Annotated in this window: 13 protein-coding genes and 1 pseudogene; 5 read left to right on the forward strand and 9 right to left on the reverse strand. The window is 75.6% G+C overall.

Annotation, left to right across the window (positions count from 1 at the left end):
* Positions 1–54: 54 nt before the first annotated feature.
* Positions 55–708, forward strand: coding sequence for a TetR/AcrR family transcriptional regulator (locus ACIBPC_RS12390; protein WP_398843514.1), 654 nt, complete (start codon positions 55–57; stop codon positions 706–708).
* Between the two features lie 9 nt (positions 709–717).
* Here the strand turns inward: ACIBPC_RS12390 and ACIBPC_RS12395 are convergent, their stop codons facing one another.
* Entirely contained in the window at positions 718–2,214 is a 1,497-nt protein-coding gene (locus ACIBPC_RS12395) for a PLP-dependent aminotransferase family protein (RefSeq protein WP_362958802.1), read from the reverse strand.
* 99 nt (positions 2,215–2,313) lie between these two features.
* Between ACIBPC_RS12395 and ACIBPC_RS12400 the strand changes: the two genes are divergently transcribed.
* A complete protein-coding gene (locus ACIBPC_RS12400; RefSeq protein WP_398843518.1) occupies positions 2,314–3,039 on the forward strand; it encodes a YitT family protein in 726 nt (241 codons plus the stop codon).
* 168 nt (positions 3,040–3,207) lie between these two features.
* Positions 3,208–3,582 carry an RNA polymerase-binding protein RbpA gene (locus ACIBPC_RS12405; protein WP_052850867.1) on the forward strand — a complete coding sequence of 125 codons (375 nt, stop codon included), beginning with the start codon at positions 3,208–3,210 and terminating at the stop codon, positions 3,580–3,582.
* Between the two features lie 92 nt (positions 3,583–3,674).
* Here the strand turns inward: ACIBPC_RS12405 and fxsA are convergent, their stop codons facing one another.
* The 5 genes from fxsA to ACIBPC_RS12430 all read right to left on the reverse strand — a co-directional run bounded on the left by fxsA (position 3,675) and on the right by ACIBPC_RS12430 (position 9,365).
* Positions 3,675–4,271 (reverse strand): FxsA family membrane protein, encoded by a 597-nt coding sequence (gene fxsA, locus ACIBPC_RS12410; protein WP_398843520.1) that lies wholly within the window; start codon positions 4,269–4,271, stop codon positions 3,675–3,677.
* On the reverse strand, positions 4,268–5,047 hold the full coding sequence (locus tag ACIBPC_RS12415; protein ID WP_398843524.1) for a polyprenol monophosphomannose synthase: 780 nt from the start codon (positions 5,045–5,047) through the stop codon (positions 4,268–4,270). The genes fxsA and ACIBPC_RS12415 overlap by 4 nt, the downstream gene beginning before the upstream one ends.
* A complete protein-coding gene (lnt, locus tag ACIBPC_RS12420) occupies positions 5,040–6,719 on the reverse strand; it encodes an apolipoprotein N-acyltransferase (protein ID WP_398844349.1) in 1,680 nt (559 codons plus the stop codon). The genes ACIBPC_RS12415 and lnt overlap by 8 nt, the downstream gene beginning before the upstream one ends.
* Before the next feature lie 498 nt (positions 6,720–7,217).
* A complete protein-coding gene (locus tag ACIBPC_RS12425) occupies positions 7,218–8,867 on the reverse strand; it encodes an amidohydrolase (RefSeq protein WP_398843526.1) in 1,650 nt (549 codons plus the stop codon).
* A 57-nt stretch (positions 8,868–8,924) separates the two neighbouring features.
* A complete protein-coding gene (locus ACIBPC_RS12430) occupies positions 8,925–9,365 on the reverse strand; it encodes an Lrp/AsnC family transcriptional regulator (protein ID WP_129838285.1) in 441 nt (146 codons plus the stop codon).
* 194 nt (positions 9,366–9,559) lie between these two features.
* On the opposite strand from ACIBPC_RS12430, the gene ACIBPC_RS12435 reads away from it, so the two are divergent.
* Positions 9,560–9,964 (forward strand): hypothetical protein, encoded by a 405-nt coding sequence (locus tag ACIBPC_RS12435; protein WP_362958786.1) that lies wholly within the window; start codon positions 9,560–9,562, stop codon positions 9,962–9,964.
* A 58-nt stretch (positions 9,965–10,022) separates the two neighbouring features.
* Here ACIBPC_RS12435 and ACIBPC_RS12440 read toward each other — a convergent pair.
* From ACIBPC_RS12440 to ACIBPC_RS12450, 3 genes and pseudogenes are all read right to left on the reverse strand, one after another.
* Positions 10,023–11,186: pseudogene (locus ACIBPC_RS12440) on the reverse strand (acyl-CoA dehydrogenase family protein); the annotation flags it as partial.
* Positions 11,187–11,264: 78 nt separating this feature from the next.
* Complete coding sequence (locus tag ACIBPC_RS12445) at positions 11,265–11,747, reverse strand: cupin domain-containing protein (protein WP_398843530.1); 483 nt, start codon at positions 11,745–11,747, stop codon at positions 11,265–11,267.
* A gap of 2 nt (positions 11,748–11,749) precedes the next feature.
* Entirely contained in the window at positions 11,750–13,126 is a 1,377-nt protein-coding gene (locus ACIBPC_RS12450; protein ID WP_398843532.1) for a peptidase C39 family protein, read from the reverse strand.
* Between the two features lie 169 nt (positions 13,127–13,295).
* Between ACIBPC_RS12450 and ACIBPC_RS12455 the strand changes: the two genes are divergently transcribed.
* Positions 13,296–13,913: a hypothetical protein gene (locus ACIBPC_RS12455; protein ID WP_362958780.1), complete on the forward strand. Its 618-nt coding sequence runs from the start codon at positions 13,296–13,298 to the stop codon at positions 13,911–13,913.
* The last annotated feature ends 13 nt before the right edge of the window (positions 13,914–13,926 follow it).

Here is a 13,926-nt window from a genome sequence, read left to right on the forward strand (position 1 = left end):
AGGAGATAACCATATGACCGTATGGTTTTTACCGTACGGTGGTACGGTTATCAAGTGCCGAGGACAGCCGACCACGACGAACGCCGCCGCCAGATCGCCGACGCCGTCTGCCTGCTGATCGCCGGCCACGGCCTCGACGCGGTCACGGTCGCCCGCACCGCCGCGGCCGCGGGCATGTCGGTCGGACTGGTGCAGCACTACTTCCGCAGCAAGGACGACATGCTGCTCCACGCGTTCCAGGTGGTCAGCGCACGCATCCGCGCCCGCGCCGACGAGCGGGTGAGGGAAGGCGTCGGGCACCGGCGGCCCATCGCGGGAGTGCTGGCCGACGTGCTGGCCGAGATGATCCCGCTGGACGAGACGCGGCGCACCGAGTTCCGCGTCACGCGGGCGTTCGCGGGCCGCGCCCTGGACGCGCCCGCCCTGGCCGAGGTGGACGTGACGACGGCGCGGCAGATCCGCGCGGACATCGAACAGGGTGTGCGCAACGGCAAGGAGTGCGGCGAGGTCGCGCCCGGCCTGGCCACCTGGCCGGCCGCCGTCCGGCTCACCGCCGTGACGGAGGGGCTCGCGCTCCAGGTCTACCGCGACCCCGGCGGCGTGGACGGCACACCGGCCGCCGAGCTGGTCGCGTCCGTCCTCGGCGCCGAGCTGGCCGCCGTCTTCACCGGCGAGTGCCGCCAGTACGCCGCGCGCACCGGCGGCTGAACCGTTCCCTCAGGAGATGTAGCCCGCCGGGGTGGCCAGGCCGATGCCCGCCGCTCCCCCGGCGACCAGGTCCGCCGCCGCCGCGAGCCGGTCCGCCGCCTCCCGCGCGACGGGACCGCCCACGACGAACGGCACCCGCACATACCCCTCGAACGCGCCGTCCACCCCGAAGCGCGGCCCGGACGCGACCCGCACCCCGAGCCGTTCGGCCGCCTCGGCGATCCGCGACCCGGACAGCCCGCCCGTCCGCACCCACAGCGTCATCCCGCCCGCGGGCACGGCGAACTCCCAGCCGGGCAGCCGGTCGCGCAGCGCCGCCACCATGTCGGCGCGGTGCCCCCGCAGCTCGGCGCGCCGCTCGTCGAGCGCCTCGGCCCAGCCGCCCTCGGTCAGCAGCCAGGCGACCGCCAGCTGCTCCATGACGGGGCTGCCCAGGTCGGCCCACGCCCGCGCGGCCACCAGCCGCCGGATCACCTCGGGCGCGGCCCGCAGCCACCCGATCCGCAGGCCCGCCCAGATCGCCTTGCTCGCCGACCCGATGGTGATCACCGTGGACCCGCCGTGGTCGAACGCCGCCATCGGCCTCGGCCGCCCGCCGGGCACGGGATCGAGCCCCAGGTCGACCATGGTCTCGTCGGCGATCAGCACGGTCCCCGACGCCCGCGCGGCCGCGATCAGGCCGCGCCGCCGCTCGTCGTCCGCGAGCGCGCCGGTCGGGTTGTGGTAGTCCGCGACCACGTACGCCAGCCGGGGCGACGCCTCCGCCAGCACGTGGCGCCACACGGGAAGGTCCCAGCCGCTCAGCCCGTCCCCCATCGGGACGGGGACGAGCCGCGCGCCCGCCTCGCGGAAGAGCTGGAGGACGTTGGCGTACGAGGGCTGCTCCACGGCGACGCGTTCCCCTGCCGGGGCGAACATGCGGCAGATCGCCCCGACCGCGCCCATCGCCCCGGTGGTGATCATGATCTGCTCCGGCATCGTCGGGACACCGCGCTCGGTGTAGCGGTCCGCCAGGGCGGCGCGCAGCGCGGGCAGTCCGGCGGGGAAGTCGCCATGGGTACGGGCGGCCTGGGGCAGCGAGCCCAGTGCGGCCTGGAACGCGCGGCTGAGCCACGGCTCGGGGGCCGGGAGCTGGGCGCAGCCGAGGTCGATCGTGGTGCCACCCGCCTCGGGCGGCAGGGGGTCGAGCCCCCTGGCGGGCAGGGCGCGCCCGGCCGGGACGGCGGTCCAGCTGCCGGAGCCGCGCCGCGACCGCAGGAACCCGTCGGCCCGCAGGCTCTCGAACGCGGTGGCGACGGTGGTGCGGCTCACCGCCAGGGCGGCGGCCAGTTCGCGTTCGGCGGGCAGCCGGGCGGCGACGGGCAGCCTGCCTTCGAGGACCAGCAGCCGGATGCCGTCCGCGAGCGCGCGGTACGCGGGGCCGCGCCGCCGCCCGGACGCCGCCTCCTGGGAGCCGAGGAGCCGGGCGAGCTGACCGGCCCCGACCGTGGAGGTCCACTCGCTCATGATTCCGATCCACCTTCCGCGAATTGGCCCTGTGCCGCGCCGCGTTCCAGGCCACAGGCTGTCACGGACCAGGCCGCACGCGCCAGAGGAGACCACCGGATGAAACGGCTGCCACGCCGCCTGACCCAGCTGTACTGCGGTCTGGTGCTCTGTGGGGTGAGCATGGCCATGATGGTGCGGGCGGGGCTCGGCCTCGACCCGTGGGACGTCTTCCACCAGGGCATGGCCGAGCGCACGGGCCTCTCGATGGGCATGGTGACCAACCTCACGGGCCTCGCCGTGCTCCTGCTGTGGATCCCCCTGCGGGAGCGCCCGGGACTGGGCACGGTGTCGAACGTGCTGCTCGTCGGGACCACGATGGACCTCACCCTGCCCCTGTTCCCCCACCCGTCCGAACCGGTGGCGCAGGTGGCGCTGATGCTCGCGGCCGTCCTGCTGAACGGGGTGGCGACGGGCCTCTACATCACCGGCCGCTTCGGCCCCGGGCCCCGGGACGGGGTGATGACCGCGCTGCACCGGCGCACCGGCAGGTCCGTGCGCCTGGTGCGCACGGGCATCGAGATCACGGTGCTGGCGGTGGGGGTGGTGCTCGGCGGCACGGCGGGAGTCGGTACGGTCGTGTACGCCCTCGCCATCGGACCGCTGAGCCAGATCTTCCTCAGGCTGTTCGCCGTCCCGGACGCAGGGTATCCGGAGAGGTACAGGGTGGAACCGGGAGGGGAATCCGGAATGGATTTCGAGGAGCGGCGCAGGGCGGGTATCCTTCGCCTTCGGTCCCGCCGGACGGACCGTTACCCCGAGCCATCCCGCGCGGACGCCGGGTGACATCTCCTACCAGACGTGACAAACCGGACGCCGGTGGGTACAAGGAGGGGCGGCGCGACGGGCGACGCGGAACCCCCTCGGGAATCTTCACCGCCGACCGGACGTTGACCCGATTGATGACGACAGCGACACATGTCCTGTGGGCGACCAGCCCGGGAGGCACGATTCATGAGTGAGCGAGCTCTTCGCGGCACGCGGCTCGTGGTGACCAGCTACGAGACGGACCGCGGCATCGACCTGGCGCCGCGTCAGGCGGTGGAGTACGCATGCGGGAACGGGCATCGGTTCGAGATGCCGTTCTCGGTGGAGGCAGAGATCCCGCCGGAGTGGGAGTGCAAGGTATGCGGCTCCCAGGCCCTGCTGGTGGACGGCGAGGGGCCGGAGGAGAAGAAGGGCAAGCCCGCGCGCACGCACTGGGACATGCTCATGGAGCGGCGTACCCGGGAGGAGCTGGAGGAGGTGCTCGCCGAGCGGCTCGCCGTCCTGCGCTCCGGTGCGATGAACATCGCGGTGCATCCGCGCGACAGCCGCAAGACGGCCTGACCCGGCCGGACGCCCGCCCGGACGGAAGGGGCCGGGACACCACAGCTGTGGTGTCCCGGCCCCTTCGCCGTTCTGCCGTTTTCTCCGCCGCCCTACCGGCCGTCCTGCCCGCGGGGCCCGTCCCCGTCCGGCCGGTCGTCCTCGCGGATGACCTCGCCCTCCACGACCTTTCCGTCGGGACGCCGGGCGCGCATCTGGTCGCGGAGGCCCTGGGCGTCCTGGAACGCCGCGCCGAGCGGCCCGCTCCTGCGCGTCAGGTACCGCCGCGCCCGGCGCCGCAGCAGCCCGGCCGTGGGCGGGAAGACGCACAGCAGCCCGACGACGTCGGAGATCAGCCCCGGGATCATCAGCAGCAGCCCGCCGAGCATCGTCAGCCCGTTGCCGCCCCGCGCCGCCGTGGCACCGCCCGCGCCGTCCGGCGGCGGGGGCCGCAGGCCCTCGGTGAGCCGGGCCCAGGCACGCCGCCCCGCCTGCTTGATCACGATCGCGCCCACGACGACACCGGCGACCAGCAGCAGGAAGACCGTCAGCCCGCCCGCGGCGCGGCCGACGACGATCAGCAGCCAGATCTCCAGCACCGCCCACGCGGCGACGGCGAGCGGCAGCAGCGGACGCGCACGGCGGCGGCGCGGTGGCGGTGACGGCCGCCGGCCGTCGCCTCGGTACGGGTTCGGGGAACCGGTCGTCATGACCCCAGTCTGCCCTGAGCCCGCCCGCGGCGTGCGGCGGGCCGCCTGAGCCTGGCGGCGACGCCCCACACGGTGACGCGCCACAGCGCCTCCACCACGATCTCCCGGCTCATCTTGCTGTCGCCCACCCGGCGCTCGACGAAGGTGATGGGCACCTCGGCCACCCGGTACCCGGCGCGCACCGCCCGGTGGGCCAGGTCGACCTGGAAGCAGTAGCCCTGCGACGCCACCCCGGTGAGCAGCCCGCTCTCCAGGACGTGCCGCCGGAACGCGCGGAAGCCGCCCGTCACGTCGCGCACCGGCACGCCGAGCAGCAGCCGGGCGTACGCGCTGCCGCCCCGGGACAGCAGCTCGCGGTACTTCGGCCAGTGCACGATGCGCCCGCCCGGCACCCAGCGCGAGCCGAGCGCCACGTCGGCGCCGCTCGCCAGCGCCGTGAGCAGCCGGGGCAGCTCCTCCGGCTGGTGCGAGGCGTCGCCGTCCATCTCGACGAGCACGTCGTAGCCGCGGTCGAGGCCCCAGGCGAAGCCCGCCAGGTACGCGGCGCCGAGGCCCTCCTTGCCCGCGCGGTGCAGCACGTGGACGTGCGGGTCGTCCCCGGCGATCTCGTCGGCCACCTTGCCGGTGCCGTCCGGGCTGTCGTCGTCCGCGACCAGGACGTGCACGGCGGGGCATGCGGCGCGCAGCCGGTCGAGGAGGGGCGGCAGGTTGTCGGCCTCGTTGTAGGTCGGGATGATCACCAGCACCCGGCCGAGGGCGTCCACGGCGTCACTCACCGGCCGCTCCCGCGGGGGCGGCCCGGCGCACGTCCCGCCGCGCGGCGCGGCGGCGCACGAGGACGAGGGCCCAGGCGGCGAGCCCGGCCCCGGCCAGCAGCCACTCGGGCAGCGCGCCGACGCGGTCGGCGACCGTCCGGCCGTCGCGCAGCGGCAGGTCGGCGGTCAGCACGTCCTGCGTGAACTCCTCGGTCTGCTGCTCGACGGTCCCGTCGGGGGCGACCACGGCGCTGATGCCGCTGGTGGCGGCGGTGACGATCGCCCGGCCGTGCTCGACGGCCCGCAGCCGCGACATGGCGAGCTGCTGCTCGGGCTGCCCGGTGCGGCCGTACGTGGCGTTGTTGGTCTGGACGACGAGCGCGCGGGCACCGGCGTTGACGGTGTCGCGGACGATGCCGTCGTAGGCCACCTCGAAGCAGATGACGTCGCCCATGCGGGCGGGGCCGATGTCGAGGACGCCGGTGTGGTCGCCGGGGTAGAAGTCGCGGGGGACGCGCTCCAGGCGCGTGATCACGGCGCTGAGCTGCTCGCGGAAGGGCACGTACTCGCCGAACGGCACGGGGTGCTGCTTGGTGTACGACTCGCCGGGGCCGCGCTCGGGGTCCCAGACGATGCCCTGGTTCTCGACGTACCCGTCCTTGGTCGGGTGGTCCACGAGGGCGCCGACGAGGATGGGGACGCCGACGGCCTGCACGGCCCGTTCGATGGCGGCGGCGGCCTCGGCGTCGCGGTACGGGTCGAGGTCCGAGGAGTTCTCCGGCCACAGCACCAGGTCGGGGCGTTCGACACGGCCCGCGTCGATGTCCTCGGCCAGCTGCAGCGTGGCGTCGACGTGGTTGTTGAGGATCATCATCGGGCGCCCGAGGAAGTCCATCCCGGCCTGCTGCACGTTGCCCTGCACCACGGCTATGGACACGGTGTCGTCCGCGTCCGTGGGGATGGGCACCGCGTAGCCCGCGGCGCCGACCGCGACGGCCAGCGCGGTGGCACCGGCGGCGGGCCGCCAGGACAGCGCGGTCCGCGCCTCAGCCGGGGTGCGCAGGCGCGTCACGAGCCGCAGCGCCGCCCAGGCCAGCAGCGCGCCGGAGAGCGCGACGGCGAACGTCACCAGCGGCGCGCCGCCCAGCGCGGCGAGCGGCGTGAAGGGCGTGCCGGTGTTGGCGAAGGCGAGGCGGCCCCAGGGGAAGCCGCCGAACGGCACGCGGTCCCTCGCCCACTCCTGCGCGACCCACAGGCAGGCCGTCCACAGCGGCCACAGCCGCAGCCGGGACGTGGCGGCGAGTCCCGCGCCGAGCGGGAGGAAGAACGCCGCCTCGGCGACGGACAGGCCCACCGTGGCGTCCCAGCCGATCACGCGCAGCCAGCTGAGCAGGGAGACGAAGAACGGCAGGGCGAACGCGAAGCCGAGCCACGCGCCCTGCCGCCCGGTCCTGCCGTGCGTGAGCAGGGAGAGCGCGGCGACGGCGGCCGGCGACAGGAGCCAGACGTCGTACGGCGGGAACGCGGCCGTCAGCGCGAGCCCGGCCACGGCGGCCACCAGGCTCGCCCGCCAGTGCCGCCTGCCGGAGGCGGCGATCCGGCGGAGGCGGCCGGGGCGGCGCGCGCCGGGGGGACCGGCCGTGTCGGCGGCGGCGCCGGGGGCGTCGGCTCTGCCGGCCGCGTCGTCGGCCATGGTCGTCTCGGAGCCCGTTGGCACAGTCGTGGCCTCTCTGCATGAGCGGGCGATGATGAACGACCGTACCTCGTACGGGTGGGTGTCTGCGGACCGGGACCGGCGCTCTTCGGTCCGACCCGGGGCCCGCTGGCTGCGGGTCGTCCGAAAGCCGTTGTCTACTGAGCGTCCGGGCCCGGCCCGGGTCGCACCAGCCGGCCGGACGGAACCTTCCGCCCCCGTGCCGCAGGCGCACTGGACCTGGCTCCCGGTGGCGCGCCTGCGCGGCGCCCCGCCCTCTGGCCCAGCGGCGTTCGACGACTGCGCGGAGGGGAGCGCCGGCCGGACGTCCTGTGGTGGACCCGGCCGAACCTACCTCCCGACGACCGCAGCCTGTCAACAGTCCTCTGACCTGCGATTTCGCCCCACTTTCCGGCAAACCGGCTGGTCAGTGCGGAGCTTGCGGGACGGCGGGCGCGCGGGATCGCACGTCGTTCGGCGGTATCGGCGCGTGCTGGATCACTCGTTCGGCCGGTCGTACACGGTCCGGCCGCCGACGACGGTCCGCAGGCAGGTGGGAAGCGGTTCGCCGGGGGCCAGATCGGGCAGTCCCGGGGTGCCTGAGCGGGGGTCGGTGGACCAGCGGGCGACCCGGTCGTCGGGCGCCTGGACGACGAGGGCGCCGGTCTCCCAGAGCGCGTAGTCGGCGGGGGCGCCGGGGACGAGGACGCCGCCGTCGTCGCGGCCGATCGCGCGCCAGCCGCCGCGCGTGTGGGCGGTGAACGCGGCCCGCACGGAGACGCGGTGCTCCTCCGTGCGGTGGTACGCCGCCGCGCGGACGGCGGCCCAGGGCCCGAGCGGAGTGACGGGCGCGTCGGAGCCGAAGGCCAGCGGGACACCCGCGCGCAGCAGGGCGGCGAACGGGTTGAGCGCGCGGGCGCGGTCCGCGCCGAGGCGGCGCGCGTACATCCCGTCGGGGCCGCCCCAGGCCGCGTCGAAGCCGGGCTGGACGCTGGCGGTGAGCGCCAGGTCGGCGAAGGCGGCGACGGCGTCGGGGCCGAGCAGCTCGGCGTGCTCGACGCGGTGGCGCAGGGCGCGGACGGGGCCGGTGCCGAGGCGGTCGGCGGCGGCCCGTACGCCGCGGACGACCGCGTCCACGGCGGCGTCGCCGATGGCGTGGAACCCGGCCTGCAGCCCGGCCTCGGTGCAGGCGGTGACGTGGGCCGCGACGTCGTCGGCGGACAGGTGGGCCGTGCCGGTGTGGGGGGCGTCGGCGTAGGGGGCGTGGAGGTGGGCGGTGTGGGAGCCGAGGGAGCCGTCGGCGAAGAGGTCGCCCGCGGCGCCGATCGCGCCCAGCGCCCGGACGCGCGCGGCGTCCTCGGGGCCGCCGACGAGGGAGGCCCAGTAGCCGTGGACGCGGGGGCCCGGCTCGGCGGCGGCGAGGGCGAGCAGGGCGGTGAGGTCCTCCTCGCTGGAGATCTCGGGGCCCGCGCACTCGTGGACGCTGCCGATGCCGAGGGAGGCGGCGTGCCGCAGCGCCGCGCGCTGGGCGGCGGCGCGCTGGGCGGGGCCGAGGGCGGCGTCGGCGGCGCAGCGTACGGCGTGGTGGGCGTCGCCCGTCAAGGGGCCGTCCGGGACGTAGCCGGGCAGCGCGGTGATGCCGGGGACCCTGCCGAGGAGCGCCGTGGTGGCGAGCGCCGAGTGGGCGTCCACGCGGACGAGGTAGAGGGGACGGCCGCCGGCGGCGCGGTCGAGTTCGTCGCGCGTCGGGGGGCGCCGTTCCGGCCAGCGGGTCGCGTCCCAGCCCTGGCCGAGGAGGACGTCGTCCGCCGGATGGGCGGCGGCGTGGGCGGTGACGCGGGCGAGCGCGTCGGGCAGGGAGGCGGCGTCCGCGAGGTCGAGGCCGGTGAGGGCGAGCCCGGTGGCCGTCGTGTGCACGTGTGCGTCGGTGAACGCGGACGTGACGAGGGCGCCGTCGAGGTCCACCACCTCGTCCGCCGTCGGGGCGAGGGAGTCGGCGGCGGCCTCGGAGCCGATCCAGGCGATGCGGTCGCCCTCGACGGCCATGGCCGTGGCGAACGGGTCGGCCGGGCTGTGGACCTCGCCGCGGCGCAGGAGGACGGTGCGGGGCCGCTCGCCCGGGGCGCCCGGGGTGGTGCTGTCGGTCATGGGGCCAGTCTTCCGGCCCGGCGGGCGGGCCCCTGCGGCGGGGTGGGGGCGCGGGCGTCAGACGCGCGGCGGGCGTGACTCGTAGGGCGTGGAGAGGACGACCGTGGTGCGCGTGGAGACACCGGCCAGGGAGCGGATGCGTGCGAGCAGCAGCTCCAGCTCCGCCGGCTCGGCGACGCGGACCTTGAGGATGTAGTTCTCGTCGCCCGCGACGCTGTGGCACGCCTCGATCTCGGGGACGCCCGCGAGCCGGTCGGCGATGTCGTCGGGCGCGCTGGGGTCGAAGGGCTTGACGGAGATGAACGCGGTCAGCGGCAGGCCCACCGCCTCCGGCGCGACGATGGCCGCGTAGCCGCGGATGACGCCGCGCTGTTCGAGACGGCGCACGCGCTGGTGCACGGCCGAGGTGGACAGGCCGGTGGCCTTGCCGAGGTCGGTGTAGCTCATGCGCCCGTCCCTGACGAGCAGTTCCACGATGCGCCGGTCGAGTTCCTCCACGGTCCGTAACCTACCCGGCGGAACGGCCCCGCGCGGTGCCGGGCGTACGCGGCGGCGGGGCCGTTCCGGGGGCCGCGCTGTGATGAACGCCACAAACCAGTACCGGTGTCCTGTTCGACTGCGCGATTATCAACGGAAAGGGGCGGGAAGTGCTTGCTGTGGCCAACGCCACTGCGCCGTCCGAGGGGGATTACATGCGCAATGTGAAGGCACTCCACCGTCCCGGGCCCGATCCGGTGCCCGTCGAGGACGACGAGGAGCAGCTCTTCTCCGACGAGGCCGAGGCGGACGACGACCTGCCTCGTGTCCTGTGCCCCGGCTGCGCCCGCCCGGTCGCGCTGGAGGAGCCCGGCGGCCCGGTGCCGCAGCACGCGGTGTGCCCCTCGCCGTTCGACCCGTTCGGGCTGACGGTCTGCCCGGGGTCGGGCCGCGCGGCGGCGGACGACGGCGTGCTGCCGCTGCCCGCCGCGTCGTTCGCCGTCGAGCCGGTGGCCCTGGCGGCGCTGCCGGAGAGCCTGCACTGGCGGCTCCAGCCCTTCTCGCACGCGGTGCGCCACGCGGCGCGGTCCGCGGCGGTCACCCTGCGGCAGGCGGCGTAGCGGCGGCGGCCCGTCCCCCGTCCTGCGCGGTCCCGTCGGGCGCGGCCGTGTGCGGTGCCGGGGGGACGAGGTGGCGTGCGATGACCGAGCGCTGGATCTGGTTGGTGCCCTCCACGATCTGGAGCACCTTGGCCTCGCGCAGATAGCGCTCCGCCGGGAAGTCGGCGGTGTAGCCGTAGCCGCCCATCAGCTGGACGGCTTCGGTCGCCGCCTGCATGGCGGTGTCCGAGCAGAACAGCTTGGCCATCGCCGCGTGCCTGCCGAACGGGCGGCCCTCGTCCCGCAGCCGCGCCGCCTCCAGGTACAGGGCGCGCCCGGCCTCGATCCGGGTGGCCATGTCGGCGAGCGTGAAGCGCAGGCCCTGGAAGTCGGCCACCCGCCGCCCGAACTGCCGCCGCCCCACCGTGAAGGCGAGCGCCTCGTCAAGGGCCGCCTGGGCGAGCCCGACGGCGCAGGCGGCGATGCCGAGCCTGCCCGCGTCCAGGGCCTCCAGCGCGAGGGCGAAGCCCTGGCCCTCGGCGCCGAGGCGGCGCGCGTCGGGGACGCGCACGCCGTCGAGGTGGACCTGGGCGGTGGGCGACCCGTTCATGCCCATCTTGCGTTCGGGGCGGCTCGCGGTGAGCCCGGGGGCGTCGCCCGGCACGAGGAACGCGGTGATGCCCTGCCGCCCGTCCCCGCCCGTCCTGGCGAAGACAGTGCAGAAGTCGGCGACGCCGCCGTGGGTGATCCACGCCTTGGTGCCGTTGAGGACCCACGCGTCGCCGTCCCGTTCTGCGCGGGTGCGCAGGGACGCGGCGTCGGAGCCCGAGGCGGGCTCGGAGAGGCAGTACGCGCCGAGCAGGCCGCCGCCGAGCATGCCGGGCAGGTGCTCGGCGCGCTGGTCCTTGCTGCCGTGCGCGGCCAGGGCGTGGCAGGCGAGGGTGTGGACGCTGACGCCGAGGCCCACGGTGAGCCGGGCGGCGGCCAGTTCCTCGACCACCTGGAGGTAGACCTCGTACGGCTGGCCCCCGCCGCCGTTCTCGGGCGGGTAGGGCAGGCCGAGGAGGCCGGTCTCGGAGAGGAGGCGGAACGCGGCGCGGGGGAACGTTCCTTCCGCTTCCTCGCGGGCGGCGTGCGGCGCGATCTCGCGCCGCGCCAGGTCGCGGGCGAGGCCGAGGAGGTCCCGGGCCTCCTGGGACGGCAGGCGGCGGCTCACGGGCTCACCGGCGGCTTCTGCGGGCATGGTCGGGTCCTCCACTCGTCGGGCACGGCGCTGTGCGCAGCGGCGGGATGGGGGCGGCCAGGGGGCAGCGGTACGGCGTCAGCGGGCGCAGGCGGGCGCGTCGGCGTCGACCGAGAGGGGACTGCCCTCGGGCACCACGTAGGTCGCATGGAGAACGACCGGCTCGTTCCCCAGGTTTCGCCCGATGTGGACGTGCCCGTCGCCGGGGGTCTCCACGAGCGTGTCGCCGGCCGTGGAGACCTCGACCGAGCAGTCGTCGAGGGTGCGGGTCAGGGTTCCCGAGACGACGACGCCGAGGAGCGGGCCGTCGTGGTAGTGCCAGCCGGTGGAGCCGCCCGGTTCGATGACGATCACGCGGACGGTCACGTCGGTGGGGCCTTCGGCACGGATGTCGAGGCCGTGCGGCGCGGCGCCTTCCGCGAGCGTGTGCGCGGTGACGCCCTCGCCGGGTGTGAGGGCGGCGGGCGCGGTGGCGGCGGCCCCGGCGGGCAGGAGTGCCAGGGCCGCCGCGCAGAGGGAGGCCGGAAGTGCCCGTAAGGGCCGTCGGCCGGAGGCGGCCACGGTCACCGGATCCCGGCGGCGGCGAGCGCGGAGCGCTGCGCGGACGAGGGCCTGACCGGGAAGTAGAGGTAGCAGACGCCGCCCGTGCCGCTGCGGACGGCGCCGTTCGCGTCGTACCGCTTGGTCCGCAGCCAGATGTTCTCGAACTGCCGCCGGGGATAGACGCGGCGGACCTCCGCGTTGCTGTCGCTGGCGGGGTCGTTGGCGATGACGTCGCCGTCCGCGGTGAAGCCGACGACCGTCATCAGGTGCCCGGATGTGCCGTAGCCGGCGCCGTCGAGCTCGGCCTCGAAGAACGACTGGGACGTTATCAACGGGATGCCCGCCGCGACGAGCCGCTCGGCGTCGGCCAGCGAGGCGATGCGGGTGACGACGCCCTGGAGGCCGTCGTAGGTCGCGGCGTAGGCGGCGTTGAAGGGCCAGTTGCCGCAGCCGCCGTACTGGTAGTCGTAGGTGAAGCGGGCCGCGTGGCAGACCTGGGGGTCGGCGAAGTCCGGGTTGACCCAGGCGAGTTGCTCGGGGGTCGGGCGCTTGCCGAAGGACTCGATGATCATCTGCGACGAGGTCGGGCTGCACCACGCCTCGCCGCCGTTGTCGTACTCGGGGTACTGGCCGACGTGGATGTTCTGCGAGTAGTCAGGGACGGTCAGCTCGGTACCGGCGGCCGCGCCGGGCGCCGTCGCGGGGACCTCGAAGCGGTCGGGCACGGCGGACGTCATCGCGCCCAGCCGCCAGACCGTCGGCGCCGCGCCGGAACCGGGGGCGCGGTGGAGGGTGAGCCGCAGCCGGTAGGAGGTGAACCGCAGGCCGCTCGCGGCGTCGTCCACGGCGAGGGTGTCGGTCCAGACGGTCGCCTTGCCGTCCTCCTGGCCGTCCACGGAGGTCCGGCGGATGTCCTCGTCCCCGGCCGCCCAGACGCCGAGGGTCCACCAGGGCGTCTGCGTGCCGTCCGAGTAGCCGGCCTGCACCTCGACGCGCAGGAAGGTCCCGGCGGGGGTGTGGGCGTTCCAGGAGGCGATCAGCTCGGTCGCGGGGACGGCGGGCCTGCGGACCGGGGAGAGCCAGGTGGCGTACTGCCAGGAGGCGGTGGTGCCGGTGTGCGGGTCGGTGTAGTCCAGCGTGCCGCGCGGGCGGGTCAGGACGACACCGGCGCGGCCTGTGGTGACGACGGAGACACCCTGCGCGGTACCGGCGCGCCAGTCGGCGGCGGTCACCCAGCCGTGGTAGGCGATGGTCGAGTCCGGGTCGGCGCCGTGGTGGCCCCGGCCTCCGCCGCGGCCCTGCGGCGCGGCCCCGGCGTCCCCGCCGAGGGATACGGACGAACCGACGGCGGCGGCTACGGCGGCGGCGAGTACGGTGCGGCGTGGCGTCGTGGTCACGAGGCGGTCTCCCGGTCGTCTCCGGACATGCGGGGATGCGCCGGACGGGGTGGGCCGGCGCGGCAGGCCACCCCACTATCGCCGCTCCGGCCCGTGACGGCCAGTAATTCCCCCCGAACGCGCGGAAAGAATATTGGTGTCTACCAGTGGCGCCGCTACGCTGACCGCGATGTCCGACACCGCCCCTCCCCCGCCCGCGGGCCCGCTCGCGGACGTGCTCGCGCGGACACGGGCGGCGCCGCCCCGGCTGGGCCGGGTGCGGCTGGTGGGGATCGACGGGCACGCGGGGTCAGGCAAGAGCACCCTCGCGCGGCGCCTGTCGGCGGCCCTGGGCGGGGCGCCCGTCGTCCACCTGGACGACCTGGCGAGCCACGCCTCGTTCTTCGGCTGGACGGAGACCCTCGCCCGCGACGTGCTCGGGCCGCTGGCGCGCGGCGGGACCGCGCGCTACCGGGGGTACGACTGGGAGCGCGGCGGGTTCGCGCGCGACCTGACGTGCTCCGCCGCGCCCGTGGTGCTCCTGGAAGGCGTCGGCGCGGGGCGGCGGGCGGTGCGGCCGTACCTGTCGCTGCTGGTGTGGATGGACGTCCCGGCGCCTGCGGCGTGGGCCAGGGGCCGCCGCAGGGACGGGCCTGGGCTCGCGGATTTCTGGCGCGCGTGGGAGGCGGAGGAGCTGCGGCACTTCGCCGACGACCCGTCATGTCCGCACGCCGATATGCTGATCACTCCCGCTGCCGCCGGTGAGGGATGGACGTCGCAGGAGTCGCGAACCGGTCGGGGTGGGTAGGAAAGGCCCCAGG

Origin of the sequence: Streptomyces sp. NPDC049879, from assembly GCF_044461265.1 — a bacterium.
Taxonomy (GTDB): Bacteria; Actinomycetota; Actinomycetes; order Streptomycetales; family Streptomycetaceae; genus Streptomyces.

What these genes read in the sequence shown, in the direction of transcription:
- ACIBPC_RS12455 (WP_362958780.1), top strand. Translation starts at nt 13,296, where the DNA reads ATGTCCGACACCGCCCCTCCCCCGCCCGCGGGCCCGCTCGCGGACGTG.
- lnt (WP_398844349.1), bottom strand. Translation starts at nt 6,719, where the DNA reads ATGGCCGACGACGCGGCCGGCAGAGCCGACGCCCCCGGCGCCGCCGCC.
- ACIBPC_RS12425 (WP_398843526.1), bottom strand. Translation starts at nt 8,867, where the DNA reads ATGACCGACAGCACCACCCCGGGCGCCCCGGGCGAGCGGCCCCGCACC.
- ACIBPC_RS12395 (WP_362958802.1), bottom strand. Translation starts at nt 2,214, where the DNA reads ATGAGCGAGTGGACCTCCACGGTCGGGGCCGGTCAGCTCGCCCGGCTC.
- fxsA (WP_398843520.1), bottom strand. Translation starts at nt 4,271, where the DNA reads ATGACGACCGGTTCCCCGAACCCGTACCGAGGCGACGGCCGGCGGCCG.
- ACIBPC_RS12400 (WP_398843518.1), top strand. Translation starts at nt 2,314, where the DNA reads ATGAAACGGCTGCCACGCCGCCTGACCCAGCTGTACTGCGGTCTGGTG.
- ACIBPC_RS12405 (WP_052850867.1), top strand. Translation starts at nt 3,208, where the DNA reads ATGAGTGAGCGAGCTCTTCGCGGCACGCGGCTCGTGGTGACCAGCTAC.
- ACIBPC_RS12435 (WP_362958786.1), top strand. Translation starts at nt 9,560, where the DNA reads ATGCGCAATGTGAAGGCACTCCACCGTCCCGGGCCCGATCCGGTGCCC.